Origin of the sequence: Marinobacter salexigens (genome assembly GCF_018860765.1) — a bacterium.
Lineage (GTDB): Bacteria > Pseudomonadota > Gammaproteobacteria > Pseudomonadales > Oleiphilaceae > Marinobacter > Marinobacter salexigens_A.
On record NZ_JAHKPV010000017.1, the window covers coordinates 140,368 to 156,038 of the forward strand.

Sequence of the window (15,671 nt, forward strand, 5' to 3'; positions counted from 1 at the left end):
CTGAAACGCACTACTCAGAACACTCTAGCTCATTCTCTGTTATAATTGATCACAACGCAGTATATTGTTCATATGTGAACGTGATCTTTGCAGGTGGTGAGCCATGACAGCTGTAATTGAGCGAAAAAACACAGAGAGTGACCGCGAGGCCGAAAAGGGGCGCGTTGCGCTGAAAGGCTTCTTTCGGATAACGGAAGAGTGGGGGTGTAGTGCTGAGGAACGAAGCAAGCTGCTAGGTGGGCCATCGAGAACAACGCTGTATAACTACTCCAAATTGAACCCAACTAAGCTTTCGAACGACACCATGGAGCGCATCAGCTATATCCTTGGGATTTATAAAGCGTTGCAGGTACTTTACCCGACTCATGAGCGTGCAAACCGCAGAATTCGCCTGAAAACATCGGAAATCCCCTTCTGCGGTAAGTCTGCGATGGAGTTCATGACTCAAGGTTCCATGATGAACCTGATGATGACCCGCCAGTATTTTGATGCCAAGCGGGGGTGGTGATGTTTTCCACCCCACCGCTGCACCTCCCCGAGTGGCAAACCTACCGAATCATCCCCAGCCACTATCCTCCCATAGACCTTTTCGAACGCATCTACGAGCCAGATGAATTTGAGTTGGCCTTCGAAATTGAAAGCATGACTAACCCCCGGTTACGGGACGAAGCAGGGGATATCCATCTGGTGCAACCCTGCGACCGAATCAGCGGGCCTGGCAGCTCGCCGGTGATGGCATCGTTTACGCATCTGGGCTTTGGAAGCCGCTTTGCCGACCGGAATTTCGGAGTTTATTACGCTGCTAATTCTTTGGAAGTTGCTATTCGCGAGACCGTGTTTCACAAAGAACGCGAGCTATCTGCCGCCAACGAAGACTCCATAGAACTCACCATGAGAGCCTACATTGGTTCTGTAGTGATGAGGATGCACGACATCCGTGGTCCCGAGTTCAAAGATCTGCATAATCCCGATGTGGATGATTATGCCTTAAGCCAGAAGTTTGCGAACCGATGGCGTAATAAAGGATCAAACGGGCTGCTATATAACAGCGTTCGGCACCCGGGCGGTGAGTGTATAGCAGCGTTTAAACCAAAAGCAGTGTCCATACCCATGCAGGGGCCTCATCTGAAATACTTTTGGGATGGCGGCAAGCGGCGTATTACGCACTGGGCGGAGATAGGAGAGGCGCATTCCCTTACTGGTAACGCCAGCTGTGGATGAGCGAAGCCTAGGGTGACATTTATCAAAAAAGCACCGGGTAAGAACCCGGTGCAAAACTGACAAGTGATCGCTGAGAAAGAAAGCGCAATATCGCTTAATCGCTAACCGGTCCCTCCTCAATGGCGGACCTCATACGGCGCCTTAGGATTGGGCCGACAATCACAGGCAGCACCAATCCGAGACCTGCAACTAACCACAGACCTAGCGCCAGTGGGCTTGCCCAGAGCGTACTCCAATCGCCATCGGATAGAATCAAGGCATGACCGAGATTTTTCTCCATTTCCGGCCCTAATAGTAAGCCGAGAATAATTGGTACTAGCGGTATCTCCAGCTTGCGCATAAAGTAACCGGCAACACCAAACGCCACCATAAAGTACAGATCAAAGGTGCTGTGGCTGATAGAGTAAATACCTACGAAAGCCACCATGGTTACGATTGGCAGTAGGTACGCAGGTGGTATCGAAAGCAATCTGACGAATACGCCAATCATGGGAATATTGAGCAAGAGCAGTAGCACGTTACCGATCAGTAGTGCGGCAATCACACCCCAAACAATGTCTGCGTTTTGCGTAAACATTAAGGGGCCCGGCGTAATATTCAACGAAATCAGCATTGCCAACAATACCGCCGTAGTACCACTACCAGGCACACCCAGAGTTAGCATGGGTACTAAGGCACCCGATGCAGCGCCGTTGTTACCAGCCTCGGGAGCCACTACGCCACGAATATCGCCCTCGCCAAATGAACCCTTTTTGCCGATTACCTGTTTCTCAAGGGTATAGCTTATGAAGCTGCCTAACGATGCACCCGCACCAGGTAAAACACCCGCAATGAAGCCCAGAACACCACCACGCAGTTGCGTTGGAACGGTGCTGACCAGTTCTTTGAGCGTAAGTGTCACCTTGCCCACGTTGACCTTTTTGTGACCGCTTTTGATACGCGATTCCAAAAAGAACAACAACTCGGAAATGGCAAACAATCCGACGATAGCCAGAATAAAATCAATGCCTTCATAAAGCTCCAGAACACCAAACGTATAACGCTGGGTACCGGTAGAAATATCAATACCAACCGTCGAGATCATGATGCCGATGGTTGCAGCGATCACCGTTTTCATCGGGTTTTTACCCGTGATGCCACCCAAAGTCGCAAACGCAAGAATGAATAACGCAAAATATTCGGCAGGCCCAAATGTTAAGGCAAACCGCGCCAGTATCGGGGCTAACAGGATCAAGCCAATCGTGCCGATTAACCCGCCAGCAAATGACGCGACAGCGGATATTGCCAAAGCGTCCGCCGCACGACCTTTTTGCGCCATTGGATAACCATCAAGGCAGGTCATCATTGCTGGCTCATCACCCGGAATATTCAGAAGTATCGATGAAATACGACCACCGTACATGGCACCGGCATAAACCGACGTGAGGAGAATCATTGCGGTTTCAGGTGGTAGCCCGAGAGTGAAAGCCAGAGGTATCAGAATCGCCACGCCGTTAGCCGGGCCGAGACCAGGGAGGCAGCCGATGAGTGTGCCGAGAAAGGCGCCAGCTAGGGCGAACATCAAATTATACGGTGTCAGAGCCACCGCAAACCCGTCCATTAAATAACCAAGGGTTTCCATCAATTTATCTCCAGCAGGCCAGCAGGCAGACTCAGTGACAGGCCGTAGTTAAATAGCACAAACACAACCACGGCGCTCAGCAGCCCTGTAATAAACGCCTTGCGGGGCGGGGCCCCCATGCGCCAACTCAGTGTACCCACAGCCAGAGTAGTGGATATCACAAAGCCCAGTGGTTCCATCAAGAAGGTGTAAATCACTAGCACCACCACAGCTACCAGCAATTCAATGGTTGTTTTACCCCAAGGCCATTGGGCCTCGGGGTCTGGTTTCACCATCAGGTAGAGACTGCCAATAACTAACACCACCGATAATATGGTGGGAAAGGTTTCGGGGCCGACACCTTCGGAGCCACCAAACGGTTCGGGCCATTGCTGCGCAACCCAACCGTAGGCAACGGCAAGGACTAACAAGCCCAAGCCGAGGATTCGATCGCTCAATCCACTCATTTCATCAAACCGATTTCACGAGACAATTCAGCGATGTCCTGCACTTGCTGCTGGACAAAACTCTCGAACTTGTCGGCATCAGGATGGAAGGGGATCAAGCCATTGCTCTTCATCACCTGTTTCCACTGGTCGCTGGCATACAAGGTGTCGATAGCCTCAACCCAGTACTTCTTGGCTTCGTCGCTGGCGCCTTTGGGCATGTAAAATCCACGCCAGTTTGGTCCCATGGCATCAATCCCTTGCTCTTTGGCAGTTGGGATGTTGCTGAACTTTCCTGGCAGGCGCTCATCCGAAAGAACCGCCAACACGCGCAAGTCACCAGATTCCATAAAACCGGTGGCTTCGGAAATATCTCCAGTGAAGGCATCAACCTGACCTCCAACTACTTGAGTCATGGCTTCGCCGCCATTGTTGTACGACAGGTAAGGAATGGAAGGCAGTTTATCTAGGCCCGCTGCTTTGGCAGCGATCAAAACTTTAAGGTGATCCCAGCCGCCACGGGCACTACCTCCAGCAAATTTGACGGCTCGGGGGTTGGCCTTAGACGCTTCAAACAATTCTTTGAGGTCCTTATAACGGGAGTCTTTACCCACGGCGATAATGCCGTAATCTGCACCCAGTGCACCCACCCAGGTCACCATATCGGCATCCAGACCAGGGAACTGTTTTTGCGCCAGTCGCGTGGTTGTGGCGGTAGACGCGGCAACCAGAAGCTTGTCGTCTTTATTACGTTTACTGACAGTATGCGCATACGCAACACCGCCGCCAGCACCGGCCATGTTGACGGTTTGTACCGTACCTTCAACCAGTTGGAGTGTTTGCATGACATTACCGACACTGCGGCATGTAAAGTCCCAACCGCCTCCGGGATCAGCTGGCGCAAGGCACTCAACCTTGCCTGATGGCTGCCACGCCATCGCAGTCATACTGAAGGCTGCGGCGGCTGCAAAGGTTAGGGTTCGTTTGATAAACATGAATCGTTATCCTTTATTTTATTGTTGGGTACACTCCGGAGGAGCGCTCAACAACAGATTAAAAGGCGTCCATTTTGCTAAACAGTTTTTGAGCGTAATGCCTTTAAAAAACTTAAACCTCATTAAGTTCATAAAGTTCACGGGCAAAATCCAAGCCAGTGACTTACTCTGGGTGGCAAATTACAACAACACTTGATCAGACTGTGGCAAGAAAAACCAAACTCAAAACTCGAATGATCCTCACTCTGGGGCTCGTTAGCGCCATCCAAACTGCATTGATTGGCGGGTTTGCTGGCTATTACCTCAGCGAATCTCTATACAGTGAGATTGGCCAGCGGGCCTTGATGGTGGCAAAAACCGTTGCCGCTACTCCTTCGATTATTGCAGGCATCCAACAGCGCGACACCTCGGCGCTTAACCATCTTGCGCGGACTCTGGCTGCTACCAACGAAGCACTGTTTATAGTGATTGGCGATCATCAAGCCATTCGTTTAGCACACCCTTCGCCTGACCGAATCGGCCACTCAATGGCCGATGACGACGGTGATGATGGACATCAGGCATTGATTGGTGGTCAAGGCTATATCGCTCGCGCTGTTGGTAATCTAGGAGAGTCAATGCGCGGGAAAGCGCCTGTGGTTGCGCCCCAAAATGGCAAGATCATCGGAATTGTGTCGGTCGGCTATAGCGTGTCGCAAGTGAACACCACCATTCAGCGTTATAACTTTGTACTTTATGGTGTCGTCGGGGTAATGCTGTTGATTAGTATTCTCGCTGCGGTAGTGATCGCGGGTCGTTTCAAGCAAGAAATTTTTGGGCTAGAGCCGGAAGAAATTGCCCGCTTATTCCAAGAACGAAACGCCACCTTGCAATCCGTGCGAGAAGGTATCATTGCCATTGATCGTGATGGCATTGTCACCACCGTTAACCGCACAGCCCTTGAAACCCTTGGGCTAGGTGCTGACAATCAGGTTGCTGGACAACCGATTTTGAAGGTACTACCAGAGAGTGATCTGCTATCGGTGCTGCAATCCGGCAGTCCGGACTTCGATCGTGAGGTGTGGCTCAGAGACCGGCAGATGGTAGTTAACCGAATACCCGTTTGGCAGGGCGATGACATTATCGGCGTAGTCGCCAGTTTTAGACTAGCGGATGAATTAGACCATGTTAGCCAGCAACTTACCCGTATACAACAATATGCCGATGCGCTGAGAAGTCAGGCCCACGAGCATTCAAATAAGCTACACACTATCGCTGGCTTAATCCAAATTGGCGCCCACTCTGATGCCCTCAGCCTAATTAGCCGGGAGGTTGTCGACCATCAAACGTTGATTCATTTATTGTTGGAAGCGGTACCAGACCCCGTCATCGCCGGTTGCTTACTTGGAAAATACAACCGCGCCAGAGAAATGGGGCTCCATTTAGACATTGATCCTGACAGCCAAATGATTGACATCCCGCACAATTTGCCCAGAGATCAATTAGTAAGTGTACTGGGTAACCTGATCGATAACGCCCTTGAAGCTACACGCAAGCACACTGGCGAAGGTGGCCATGTTGTACTCTCAATGACCGACTTGGGCCATGAATTGATTTTTGAGGTAGATGATCAGGGGCCCGGTATTGATGAAGGCGCGCGTGAAAGTATTTTCGAGAAAGGGATGTCCAGCAAAGAAGACAGTAAAGACCATGGTTTTGGTTTGTATCTGGTGCGCCAGTTTTTGAGCCGGTGGGGAGGGTCCCTCACAGTGGAAAACCTGTCCGCCACCGGCAGCCGTTTCACTTTATACTTACCCAAAACCTCCGGCCAATCTCATGGGACGAGGAGCACACATTGAGCACTATCCGTTTGCTTATCGCCGAGGATGATCGCCAGATTGCGGAAATCCAAAAAAGGTTCGTAGAACGGCTTGAATACGTTGAGTTGTGCGGCATTGCCCACACACTCGCCGATGCCCGCGACCTTGTAGACGTAATGAATCCGGATTTAATTCTGTTAGACGTGTATTTTCCAGACGGTAGTGGTTTGGAGTTGCTGCGAGAGTTACGTGCCCAAGATAGCCGCAGCGATGTCATTCTGATCACCGCGGCCAAAGAGGTTAGTACTTTGCGTAGCGCCCTGCGTGGCGGGGTATGTGATTACATCCTAAAACCGCTGGTATTTGAGCGTTTGGAAGAAGCCATTCATCGCTTTCGTAACCGCCTTGAGCACCTATCCGGAATTGATCAACTCGCGCAAAATGAAGTAGACGCACTTATCCCGAGACATTCAGATGAGAACACCCATGAGAGCAACCAAGCAACAAACAGTCGCTTACCAAAAGGCATCGACGCGCTGACTCTCGACAAGATACAAGCCGTTGTCGCCAACGGTGAGCATTGGAGTGCGGAGGAAGTCGGCAGTGCTATCGGTGCATCTCGAACAACGGCAAGACGTTACCTAGAATACATGGTTGGTTCCGGCAAACTTTCAGCAGAAGTTGCTTACGGCAGTGTTGGCCGACCTGAACGACGTTATCAGGTTGTTTAAAACCGTTAATCAGCTAACGAATGAGCCGGTTCGCTCTTCAGTTTTTTCTGCGCCGCAAGGAAAATCAGCAACCCGGTAACCGCCGTCGCCGAACCCACGTAACCAGTAACTTGCCAACCCATACCTGCGCTTATAGCCATGCCACCTAGCCAGGGGCCAATCGCATTGGCGAGATTAAACGCCGCATGATGGGAAGCTGCAGCCAAGGTTTGAGCACCGTGGGCAACGTCCATTAAGTGAGTTTGCAGGGCAGGGCCCATCGCCACCATCAGTGCAACCAGAAAGCAGGCAATTAAAATGCTCCAGAGGGAGCCCGTGGCCACTGGAAACAGTGCCAGCACTACAGCAGCCCAAAGCAGAATCAGCCCCACGCTTCTAAACTGAAAGCGATCAAAAAGCCAACCGCCCAGTATATTGCCTACAAAACCACCTAGACCAAATACAAATAAACCAACAGGGATCCAAATTGGCTCTACCTGAGTGATGTTCAGTAGCGTCGGTGCCAGATAACTGAACACGCAGAACATACCGGCAAATCCGACGGCACCGATGGCCAGTGGATACCAGATTTTCGGGCTATTGAACGCGCGTAACTCACTCAGGGAACTGTGACGCGTTTCATCGCGGTTTAAAGGCAGAAAAACGAATACAAGCACTGTGGTTACTGCGGCAATAAAGGCTACAAAGCCAAAGGCATACCGCCACTCCAGATGCTGCCCAAGCAATGTGGCCAGTGGATTCCCAAACAGCAAAGCCAGTGCCAGCCCCATCATGATGAAGCTTACCGCTTTAGCTCTTTGATTGAGTGGTACAAGTGATGCAGCGACGAGGGCCGCAACACCGAAGTAGGCACCATGGGGCAGGCCGGCAACGAATCTGGAAACCATCAAGGTTTCATAACTGCCAGCCATCGCACTGGCGAAATTACCCAGCGCATAAAATGCCATGAGAGCAATGAGCAGATGTTTGCGGAATAGCTGAGCACCAAATATCGCCAGAACCGGTGCACCTACAACAACCCCGAGAGCATAAGCACTGATCAAGTGCCCAACCTGAGGCTCAGTAATACCAAAATCCAGTGCCACATTTGGCATCAGCCCCATAATGGCAAATTCACCGGTGCCAATGCCGAAACCACCGATGGCAAGAGACAATATGATCAGGACGATTTTCTGGCGTGAGTAATTCGCCGTGGCAGGTGAGGGTTCAGGCATGAAATACAGAGTTCCCAGATTGGTAAAGTAGCAGCCGGGCATTGTATCTTAGGGCGTACTTACATACGACAAGAGGGCTGAACGGTGATCATCAATGTATCGTAACCGGGACATAATCGCGCGACTGCGTGAGGACATTCCTACATTCGAGTGTGTGCCCGGTTGCCACGATTGCTGTGGCCCGGTAACAACCTCTTCAGAAGAGATTTCACGTTTACCTGTGAAAACAGATGCCGAGCACGAAGCTGCGTTGAATGAGTTCAACTGCGTACACCTTGGCCCGGATGGATGCACCGTGTACGAAGAACGCCCGTTGATTTGCCGGTTGTTTGGTACGACCCCGCGCATGCCGTGCCCCAGAGGTCGCCGCCCCGAAAACATGGTTGACACTGAAACCGAGCGTCAGGTGCATCACTACATTGCCACCACACGACAAGTGCTGGTGTAGGCTATGACTGCACCCAGCCGCAATCAGGTCAAGACCCTCGACGATTTGGCCAAGCTGGCCAACTACTCGTTCATGGACTCGCTCAACTGCGATCCGGACGCGAAGGCAAACGGGCAAGACTATGCGCCGCGACAAGTCTTTAGAGGCCACTATGTACCGGTTGCGCCTGAGCCCATGGAAAACCCCGAGTACGTGGCTCACAGTCTCAACCTGTTTCGCGATCTGGGTCTTGCTGACGATTTCGCGCAGTCTGACGACTTCATGCGCATCTTCTCCGGAGACCTTTCGTTTGCACCCGCGCCTATGCGCAAGGTGGGTTGGGCCTGTGGCTACGCATTGTCCATTATGGGCACCGAATATGTTCAACAATGCCCGTTTCAGACCGGCAACGGATATGGCGACGGCCGTGCGATTTCGGTGCTGGAAGCGGTAATCAACGGTCACCGCTGGGAAATGCAGCTAAAAGGCGGTGGCCGCACACCCTATTGTCGCGGTGGCGATGGCCGAGCGGTTTTACGTTCCAGCGTACGGGAGTTTCTGGCACAGGAGCACATGCATGCGCTGGGTGTGCCCACGTCACGATCACTAAGCCTGTATGTGTCAAAAACCGAGAAAGTCAGGCGCCCCTGGTATTCGGAAGGTTCACGAGCGAGGGACCCCGATATTCTAATAACCGAGCCTATAGCGATCACAACACGGGTGGCACCTTCATTTATTCGGGTCGGACAGCTTGAGTTGTTTGGTCGTCGCGCTCGCAAAAATGAGCACCCGCAAGCTCTGGAAGAACTCGAAAAGATTGTGTTGCACCTGATTGATCGCGAATACAGTGCAGTGATCGACCACGCCCTTGCCATGCAAGACAAGGTAGTGGCGCTGGCGCAGGAGTTTCGCAGCCGGCTCACATCGCTGGTGGCCAACTGGATCCGCGTTGGCTACTGCCAAGGCAACTTCAACAGCGATAATTGCGCCGCCGGCGGCTATACGCTGGACTATGGCCCCTTCGGCTTCTGCGATGCATTCGATCCGCGGTTCCAGCCTTGGACGGGTGGGGGAGTTCACTACTCATTTCTAAACCAGCCCGTGGCCGCCGAGGCAAATTTCCACATGTTTTGCGTGGCATTGCGACCGTTATTGGCTGAACACCCGCACTGCTTGCAAAAACTCAACGAGATTAGAGAAGGCTTTGCAGCAGCAATACAGGCCGAGATGGAAAAAATGTGGGCAGCGAAACTTGGGCTGGATAAATTTGACCCACCATTGTTTCGTGATCTGGCAGAGCTGATGATGCAAGCGCCGGTGGATTACACGCTATTTTTCCGTGAGCTTTCCGCAGTGCCGGATGATATAGGCCCGCTGAAAAAGAGCTTTTATAAAAGTCCGGCCTATGAAGCCAACCCTGAAGGCCTGAACGAACGCTGGTCTGCCTGGCTTGCCCGGTGGCAAGCGTTGGTAAGCATTAATAATTCGGAAAACACAGCCACAGTGCGCAATCGTGACAAACTGTCCAGCCAGATGAAGCGGGTCAACCCGAAATACAGCCTTCGGGAATGGCATTTGGTACCCGCATATGAACAAGCGGCAACGGGAGACTATGGGCTGCTGCGAGAACTGCAGGATGTTATGACGCAGCCATACGCAGAGCAGTCACAGGACATTGCCGATAAATACTACCGGTTAAAGCCCCTAGAGCTCTTCGGCGTTGGCGGCGCATCTCATTACAGTTGCTCGTCATAATTCAGAACCGTTATTCGGCAATTGCGCGGACACACACTTTGCCGAGCAGGCGCAATCTTTACGAGTGATGGAAGTATTTTCCGGTAGCAACTACACTGCGCGCCATAGACTTCTATCCAGCGCACAATGGCTGCCCACCTCAGTAGGATTCCAATGAAGAAGACGTTTAAGTTAGACCACCCTAAAATCAAAGTGCCGCGCCTTGTCGATTCGATGAAGCACGACATCAACAAATTCCTGAAGAATGAGCGTAAGAAGCCCCTGCCAGCTGGCGCGAAATATTGGGGCTTCGATTGCAAGTTTGGGCAATCGGAAGAGGCTGCAGTTGAGATAGAACTTTCATCCCTGATGCAGCACATTGATGACCTTGTTGAAAACAAAATCATGACGGTTTACGTTGAGATAACACCAAAAGCCATGCTGCCTGGCGTAGGCTAAGAATGATAACGGCGTTAGCGAGAACTGTTTAACGATACGCCGGGGCGGTAAGTCCACCTCACCCCGGCAATGCTGAAGAACAATCTTACAAATGCGGCGGCTTATTCGCGGCAGCGCGCTCGGCCTTCCATTGCGTAAGAGTCTGTGCGGCTTTTTCTCCTTCAAGTGACCCTACAACTTCGAAAAAATCACTCCGTAGCGGATCACTGATGACTTGCTCTCTTTTTTTACTGCGCACCACATACACTGTCTGAAGATTCTGATGATCAAAGGTGCGCCATTGCTGAACATCTTTCAGCAATGTGAATTTATGCCCCTCCAGCGTCTTGATCAGATCCTGCGTATCGGTCGTACCAGCACGTTCTACAGCATCCTTGTACTGATACACGATTCCATAGGCAGTAGCTGCTGTGGACGTGGGTCTTATATCGTATTTCTGAGTAAATGCCTCCGAAAACTCTTGACCACGAACGAAGCCCAGCTGATAGGGAATCATCCACTCCCAAGGCGTTGTGGATATCACATCCTCCATAATGGTCGCGCCAACATTCTGGGCTATTCCGAGCGTAATATTAGGTAATATGATTTTCATCTTATCCTTAAGGCCCATTTGGTAAACAACCTTAAGCGCCCTCACCAAATCATCACCGTATAAGACAAGAATAAGCACTTCAGCTCCGCTTGCTTCAGCTTGCCCAAGAGCTTTTTTGAAGTCTTTAATTAATGCTCTTGGGAAGGGGGTGAGGGCGTGGGGATGAGCTTGCTTATCGGAGGTATTCGTAAATTCGCGGATAGAGGATTCCGAAGACCAGCCCCAAGTGTAGTCGGCGGTAACGTAAAAGTACTTTGCGTCGCCGAACGTCGAGGTTAAGTAACTGCCAAGGGCATTTGCCGTCATCCATGCATTAGGATATTCGCGAAACATGTGGTCGTGACCTTCACTTCCTGTGGTCGCGTTGGCGGAAGTGGTTGTACCAAAATAGAGGCGCCCCAGCTCTTTTGCGACCTTGCCTGAGGCAATGGTCACCGCGCTGGATGCGCCCCCAAATACCATGTCTACCTTATCCTGTTTGATGAGCTCTTCAGTATTAGAAGCACCACGCTCAGGCGATCCGGCGGTATTTCGGATAACCAGCTCAACTTCTTTGCCGAGAATTCCGCCAGATTCGTTTATTTCTTCAACAGCCAGAAAGGCTGCCAGTCTTTGTTGAAGGCCCAAATCCTTGTAACGGCCAGATTGCGGATAGTTAAACCCAAGTTTTATAGTGTCGGCTAGTACCGAAAAACTGCACAGAAAAATCAAAAAACCCGCGAACACCGTTGTTTTCTTATTCATTTAGTTTAGTCCTCGTCCTTTTGGCTATTATTTTTTAGACCGGGACTATATATTTATTTCATGATAATGATCAGTTTTTACGAGTTACGAAAAGAATGATTATCGTTACTGAATGTAACTCTGCAGTGATAGACACTGACCGTTGGCGTGTCTTTATCGCACTGCTGGTGAAAGCTGAGCATCACTTACACCGCGAGCATAACAACAAGGAGAGTAGGGTATGTCTGAAATGAAGCGATCTATTAACAGAGTCTCATTGGAGACTGCGCCAAGGTTAATGACCCAAGCGAGATCCGTATTTTTGGCGTGCTTGATGCTGCCTATCGCGGCCTTCGGCGCGGATGAAGATGCGGCGTCGCAAGCGAACTGCGACACTCTTGTATCCGAAACTAGGGCGGCTTGTACAGACATGATCAGCCGTGGCCTGAATGTCTCCTGCAATACCTATCTCGGTGCAATCAAGACAGCAATGAAACAGGCCGGAGGCGACCTATTCGATATCGGCGAAGCCAATCAAGAAACCGCGAATTCGTTTTGTGCTGTCTATGTCGAAAAATTGAGCAAAGAGCGCGAGGCGAATGACGGAAACATGCACTCGAAAGATGCTAGCGATTCGCAATGCAGAGCTCTTGCCGAGCGTTTTGAGACTAATTGCATAGCAAATCTTGGCAAGGTGCCTCTTCCTAGCCAGTGCCAAAACGTTGCTCGTACTTTCGTGATGGGAACCACCAAAAAAATGTCGCCGAAACAAGTGTGTAAAATCGCAAGCATGCAACTTCGTTAAAAGTTATCGATGCTGAAAGTCGTGGACGTTGTCAGGTAATTATCTGGCCACTCCTTCGAGGTTTTCGGCCATAGCGTTGGCCTTGGGATCAGCATTGGTATAGCGCGATATCCCGCCATCGTATATCAGTGCCTTACCCGCCAAAATCCACGCAAAGTGCTAATTTCATCGTCCGGCTCAGGGTTCGGATTGGTCTCGCTGGAACCTAAATATTGGAGGCGAACATCCGAGGGCTGGTAAACCTTTTTGAAGGTGCTTTGTCGATTCATTCGCAAGTTGCGCGACCTATCGGTGAAGACACGCAAAAAGGAGAATGCACCATGAAAGTCATGTTGATGCGCAAGGCCGACACGGACACCGAGAGCGGCGTCATGCCCTCTGAAGACCTCTTGAAGGCAATGGCGGATTACAACGAGCGAATGGCCAAGGCTGGCGTATTTGCCGATGGCCAGGGTTTGCGCCCCACCCGTGAGGGATTCCGCATCCAGTTCCGGAGCGGCAAACCCACCATCATTCAGGGCCCCTTTGAGGGGGAGAGTGAGTTACTCGCTGGATATAGCATCCTTGAAGTGAGCTCTCTTGAGGAGGCTCTGAACTGGGCTAGACAATGGCCGGTGGCGGACGCTGGCGGCAATGCTACCCTTGAAGTGCGAAGGTACTTCGAGCTGGAGGATTTCGAGCCTGGCTCTGCCATCGATCAGCACCGTGCTCTGGGCCAACTGCCCAAAGAAATGAACGTTCACTTGAGCTTTGCCGGTAACTGCCGTGAAGCCATGGAGTTCTATGCCGAGTTAATCGGTGGGGAATTGGAGGGGCTGGTTACCTACAGTGACACACCAACTGCGGCCGAGGTGCCCGCAGAAATGCAGGATCGTATTGTTCACGCTTCATTAAACCTCAATGGACGCAGAGTGATGGGCGCGGATATGGCGGGCGATTGCTATCAACAGCCTCAGGGCGCCCAGATTCACCTTGAATACGAAGACACGGAGCAGGCCGAACGGGTATTTCGTGCATTGTCCGAGGGTGGGGCGGAGATTATGCCTTTTGCGGAGACCTTTTACGCGCACCGTTTCGGAATGACGACAGACCGCTTTGGCATCCAGTGGATGATCAGCAGCCGGATCGCGCATTGCCCGTGAGCTTTAACCGAGAGGAGCAGAATGATGGCACATTCAAAGAACAGGATATGCCTTTGGTACAACGGCGACGCCGAAGAGGCTGCACGTTTTTACGCAAAGACCTTTCCGGATTCGTCTGTGGGCAACGTAATGCGGGCACCGGGGGATTATCCCTCCGGTTCGCAGGGAGATGTGCTCACAGTGGAGTTCACAGTTCTGGGAGTTCCCTGCCTACGGCTAAACGGTGGTCCGGCGTTCAAACACAGCGAAGCTTTTTCCTTTCAGGTGGCGACCTGGAGCCAGGAGGAAACAGACCGCTACTGGAATGCGATTATTGATCATGGCGGTGAGGAGAGCGCCTGCGGCTGGTGCAGGGACAAATGGGGGCTGTCCTGGCAGATCACACCAGTGGCACTGACCGAGGCCATCAACGATCCTGACCGCGAAGCAGCCGGGCGAGCCTTTCAGGCCATGATGCAGATGGGCAAAATTGATATTGCCACCATCAATGCTGCCCGTTTCGCCCCTTAAGCATGCGCCGGACTCGCAAGGAGGATTACAGTTGCAATGATCGATGACCAATGGATTGGCGAGCTTTACCGACAGGAATCCCGCCGCGTATTGTCGACATTGATCCGTCTGCTTAGCGATTTTACGCTCGGTGAAGAAGCGATGCAGGAGGCTTTCGCCAGTGCCGTGCGGCAGTGGCCGGTTGAGGGTGTGCCAGACAACCCGACAGCTTGGTTGATTCGCGCCGGGCACCGCAAAGGCATCGATCAGATTCGCCGCAAACAGACCGCGCACAAGTATTCTCACCTTCTGGTACCGCTGGACGCGGCCGTCGAAGAGGCAGACAAACAGGACATCGAAGACGATCAGCTCCGCCTCTTATTCACCTGCTGCCATCCTGCCTTGCCGCTGAGTGCACGCGTAGCCCTGACGCTTCGTGAAATGTGCGGTTTGACCTCAGAGCAAGTGGCCAGTGCCCTGTTTCTAAAGCCGGCCACTCTGGCTCAGCGAATTGTCAGGGCGAAAAAGAAAATTCGCGACGCGCGCATACCCTACGAGGTGCCCGAAGCCGGAGACTTGCCCGAGCGGCTGCCCGGTGTCCTGCGGGTGATCTACCTAGTGTTCAACGAGGGTTACTCCTGCAGTGAAGGCGACCGGGTAGTGGATGTCAGCCTGTCGGCAGAAGCAATTCGTTTGGCGGAAGGGTTGGCGAACCTGATGCCCGAGGGCGAAGTATTCGGTCTTTTGGCATTGATGCTTCTTCATCATTCCCGGCGATATGCCCGCGAAGATGAGGCCGGAGAACTGATCACTCTGGAAGATCAGGATCGCGACCGATGGGACGATGCCATGATTCAGGTAGGCCTTCAGTGGCTGGAAGCTGCTCTGGCTCGCACACCTGCCGGGCCCTACACACTTCAGGCATCCATCGCCGCTGTCCATGCCCAAGCAGCCAGTGCCGAGGCAACCGACTGGGCACGCATCGTACGGCTGTATGACGCCTTGTATCGCCAACAGCCCTCGCCGGTCATTGCCCTGAACCGTGCGGTGGCGGTGGCCATGAGCAACGGTCCTAGGGAAGGACTGCAATTACTGGAGGCGCTCGTCAATCAGCGAGATTTCGTGAATTATTACTTGTATCACGCTGCCCGGGCCGATTTGCATCGACGTGCGGGTAATCTGGCGGATGCGAGGCAGGCATATCAGCGCGCGCTAGCGCTCGTGACACAGGGGCCACAACGCCGGTTTTTAGAGCGCCGATTGAAGTCGCTGAACGAAAATGCCTGATTCAAAC

At 52.1% G+C, this 15,671-nt stretch carries 16 protein-coding genes; 11 read left to right on the forward strand and 5 right to left on the reverse strand.

Annotated elements, in window-relative coordinates:
- Positions 1-103: 103 nt before the first annotated feature.
- Together KO508_RS09620 and KO508_RS09625 are read left to right on the forward strand one after the other, a co-directional pair.
- Positions 104-508 carry an antitoxin Xre-like helix-turn-helix domain-containing protein gene (locus KO508_RS09620; RefSeq protein WP_216008106.1) on the forward strand — a complete coding sequence of 135 codons (405 nt, stop codon included), beginning with the start codon at positions 104-106 and terminating at the stop codon, positions 506-508.
- Complete coding sequence (locus tag KO508_RS09625; protein WP_216008107.1) at positions 508-1,221, forward strand: RES family NAD+ phosphorylase; 714 nt, start codon at positions 508-510, stop codon at positions 1,219-1,221. Before KO508_RS09620 ends, KO508_RS09625 begins: the two co-directional genes overlap by 1 nt.
- A 94-nt stretch (positions 1,222-1,315) precedes the next feature.
- On the opposite strand, the gene KO508_RS09630 is transcribed toward KO508_RS09625, so the two are convergent.
- From KO508_RS09630 to KO508_RS09640, 3 genes are read right to left on the reverse strand one after another with little or no spacing between them, the layout of a single operon-like run.
- Positions 1,316-2,842 (reverse strand): tripartite tricarboxylate transporter permease, encoded by a 1,527-nt coding sequence (locus KO508_RS09630; RefSeq protein ID WP_216008108.1) that lies wholly within the window; start codon positions 2,840-2,842, stop codon positions 1,316-1,318.
- Positions 2,842-3,288, reverse strand: coding sequence for a tripartite tricarboxylate transporter TctB family protein (locus tag KO508_RS09635; protein ID WP_216008109.1), 447 nt, complete (start codon positions 3,286-3,288; stop codon positions 2,842-2,844). Before KO508_RS09635 ends, KO508_RS09630 begins: the two co-directional genes overlap by 1 nt.
- A complete protein-coding gene (locus KO508_RS09640; RefSeq protein WP_216008110.1) occupies positions 3,285-4,262 on the reverse strand; it encodes a Bug family tripartite tricarboxylate transporter substrate binding protein in 978 nt (325 codons plus the stop codon). The genes KO508_RS09635 and KO508_RS09640 overlap by 4 nt, the downstream gene beginning before the upstream one ends.
- Before the next feature lie 203 nt (positions 4,263-4,465).
- Here KO508_RS09640 and KO508_RS09645 point away from each other — a divergent pair, with 203 nt between their 5' ends.
- Both KO508_RS09645 and KO508_RS09650 read left to right on the forward strand, forming a co-directional pair.
- On the forward strand, positions 4,466-6,100 hold the full coding sequence (locus KO508_RS09645; RefSeq protein ID WP_436836616.1) for an ATP-binding protein: 1,635 nt from the start codon (positions 4,466-4,468) through the stop codon (positions 6,098-6,100).
- Positions 6,097-6,792 carry a response regulator gene (locus KO508_RS09650; RefSeq protein ID WP_216008111.1) on the forward strand — a complete coding sequence of 232 codons (696 nt, stop codon included), beginning with the start codon at positions 6,097-6,099 and terminating at the stop codon, positions 6,790-6,792. The genes KO508_RS09645 and KO508_RS09650 overlap by 4 nt, the downstream gene beginning before the upstream one ends.
- 5 nt (positions 6,793-6,797) lie before the next feature.
- On the opposite strand, the gene KO508_RS09655 is transcribed toward KO508_RS09650, so the two are convergent.
- Complete coding sequence (locus tag KO508_RS09655) at positions 6,798-8,006, reverse strand: MFS transporter (RefSeq protein WP_216008112.1); 1,209 nt, start codon at positions 8,004-8,006, stop codon at positions 6,798-6,800.
- A gap of 94 nt (positions 8,007-8,100) precedes the next feature.
- Here KO508_RS09655 and KO508_RS09660 point away from each other — a divergent pair, with 94 nt between their 5' ends.
- The 3 genes from KO508_RS09660 (at position 8,101) to KO508_RS09670 (ending at position 10,626) form a co-directional block, all read left to right on the forward strand.
- The gene (locus KO508_RS09660) at positions 8,101-8,454 is read left to right on the forward strand and encodes a YkgJ family cysteine cluster protein (protein WP_200364501.1); all 354 of its coding nucleotides are present in this window, start codon (positions 8,101-8,103) and stop codon (positions 8,452-8,454) included.
- A gap of 3 nt (positions 8,455-8,457) precedes the next feature.
- The gene (locus KO508_RS09665) at positions 8,458-10,188 is read left to right on the forward strand and encodes a protein adenylyltransferase SelO (protein WP_216008113.1); all 1,731 of its coding nucleotides are present in this window, start codon (positions 8,458-8,460) and stop codon (positions 10,186-10,188) included.
- Positions 10,189-10,341: 153 nt separating this feature from the next.
- A complete protein-coding gene (locus KO508_RS09670) occupies positions 10,342-10,626 on the forward strand; it encodes a DUF6172 family protein (RefSeq protein WP_216008114.1) in 285 nt (94 codons plus the stop codon).
- Positions 10,627-10,711: 85 nt separating this feature from the next.
- Here KO508_RS09670 and KO508_RS09675 read toward each other — a convergent pair whose 3' ends face one another.
- Positions 10,712-11,962, reverse strand: coding sequence for an ABC transporter substrate-binding protein (locus KO508_RS09675; protein ID WP_216008115.1), 1,251 nt, complete (start codon positions 11,960-11,962; stop codon positions 10,712-10,714).
- Between the two features lie 220 nt (positions 11,963-12,182).
- On the opposite strand from KO508_RS09675, the gene KO508_RS09680 reads away from it, so the two are divergent.
- The 4 genes from KO508_RS09680 (at position 12,183) to KO508_RS09695 (ending at position 15,664) form a co-directional block, all read left to right on the forward strand.
- Positions 12,183-12,746 carry a hypothetical protein gene (locus KO508_RS09680; protein WP_216008116.1) on the forward strand — a complete coding sequence of 188 codons (564 nt, stop codon included), beginning with the start codon at positions 12,183-12,185 and terminating at the stop codon, positions 12,744-12,746.
- A gap of 320 nt (positions 12,747-13,066) precedes the next feature.
- Positions 13,067-13,888, forward strand: coding sequence for a YciI family protein (locus KO508_RS09685; protein ID WP_216008117.1), 822 nt, complete (start codon positions 13,067-13,069; stop codon positions 13,886-13,888).
- Between the two features lie 24 nt (positions 13,889-13,912).
- Positions 13,913-14,398, forward strand: coding sequence for a VOC family protein (locus tag KO508_RS09690; RefSeq protein WP_252738036.1), 486 nt, complete (start codon positions 13,913-13,915; stop codon positions 14,396-14,398).
- Between the two features lie 36 nt (positions 14,399-14,434).
- Complete coding sequence (locus KO508_RS09695) at positions 14,435-15,664, forward strand: RNA polymerase sigma factor (RefSeq protein ID WP_216008119.1); 1,230 nt, start codon at positions 14,435-14,437, stop codon at positions 15,662-15,664.
- The last annotated feature ends 7 nt before the right edge of the window (positions 15,665-15,671 follow it).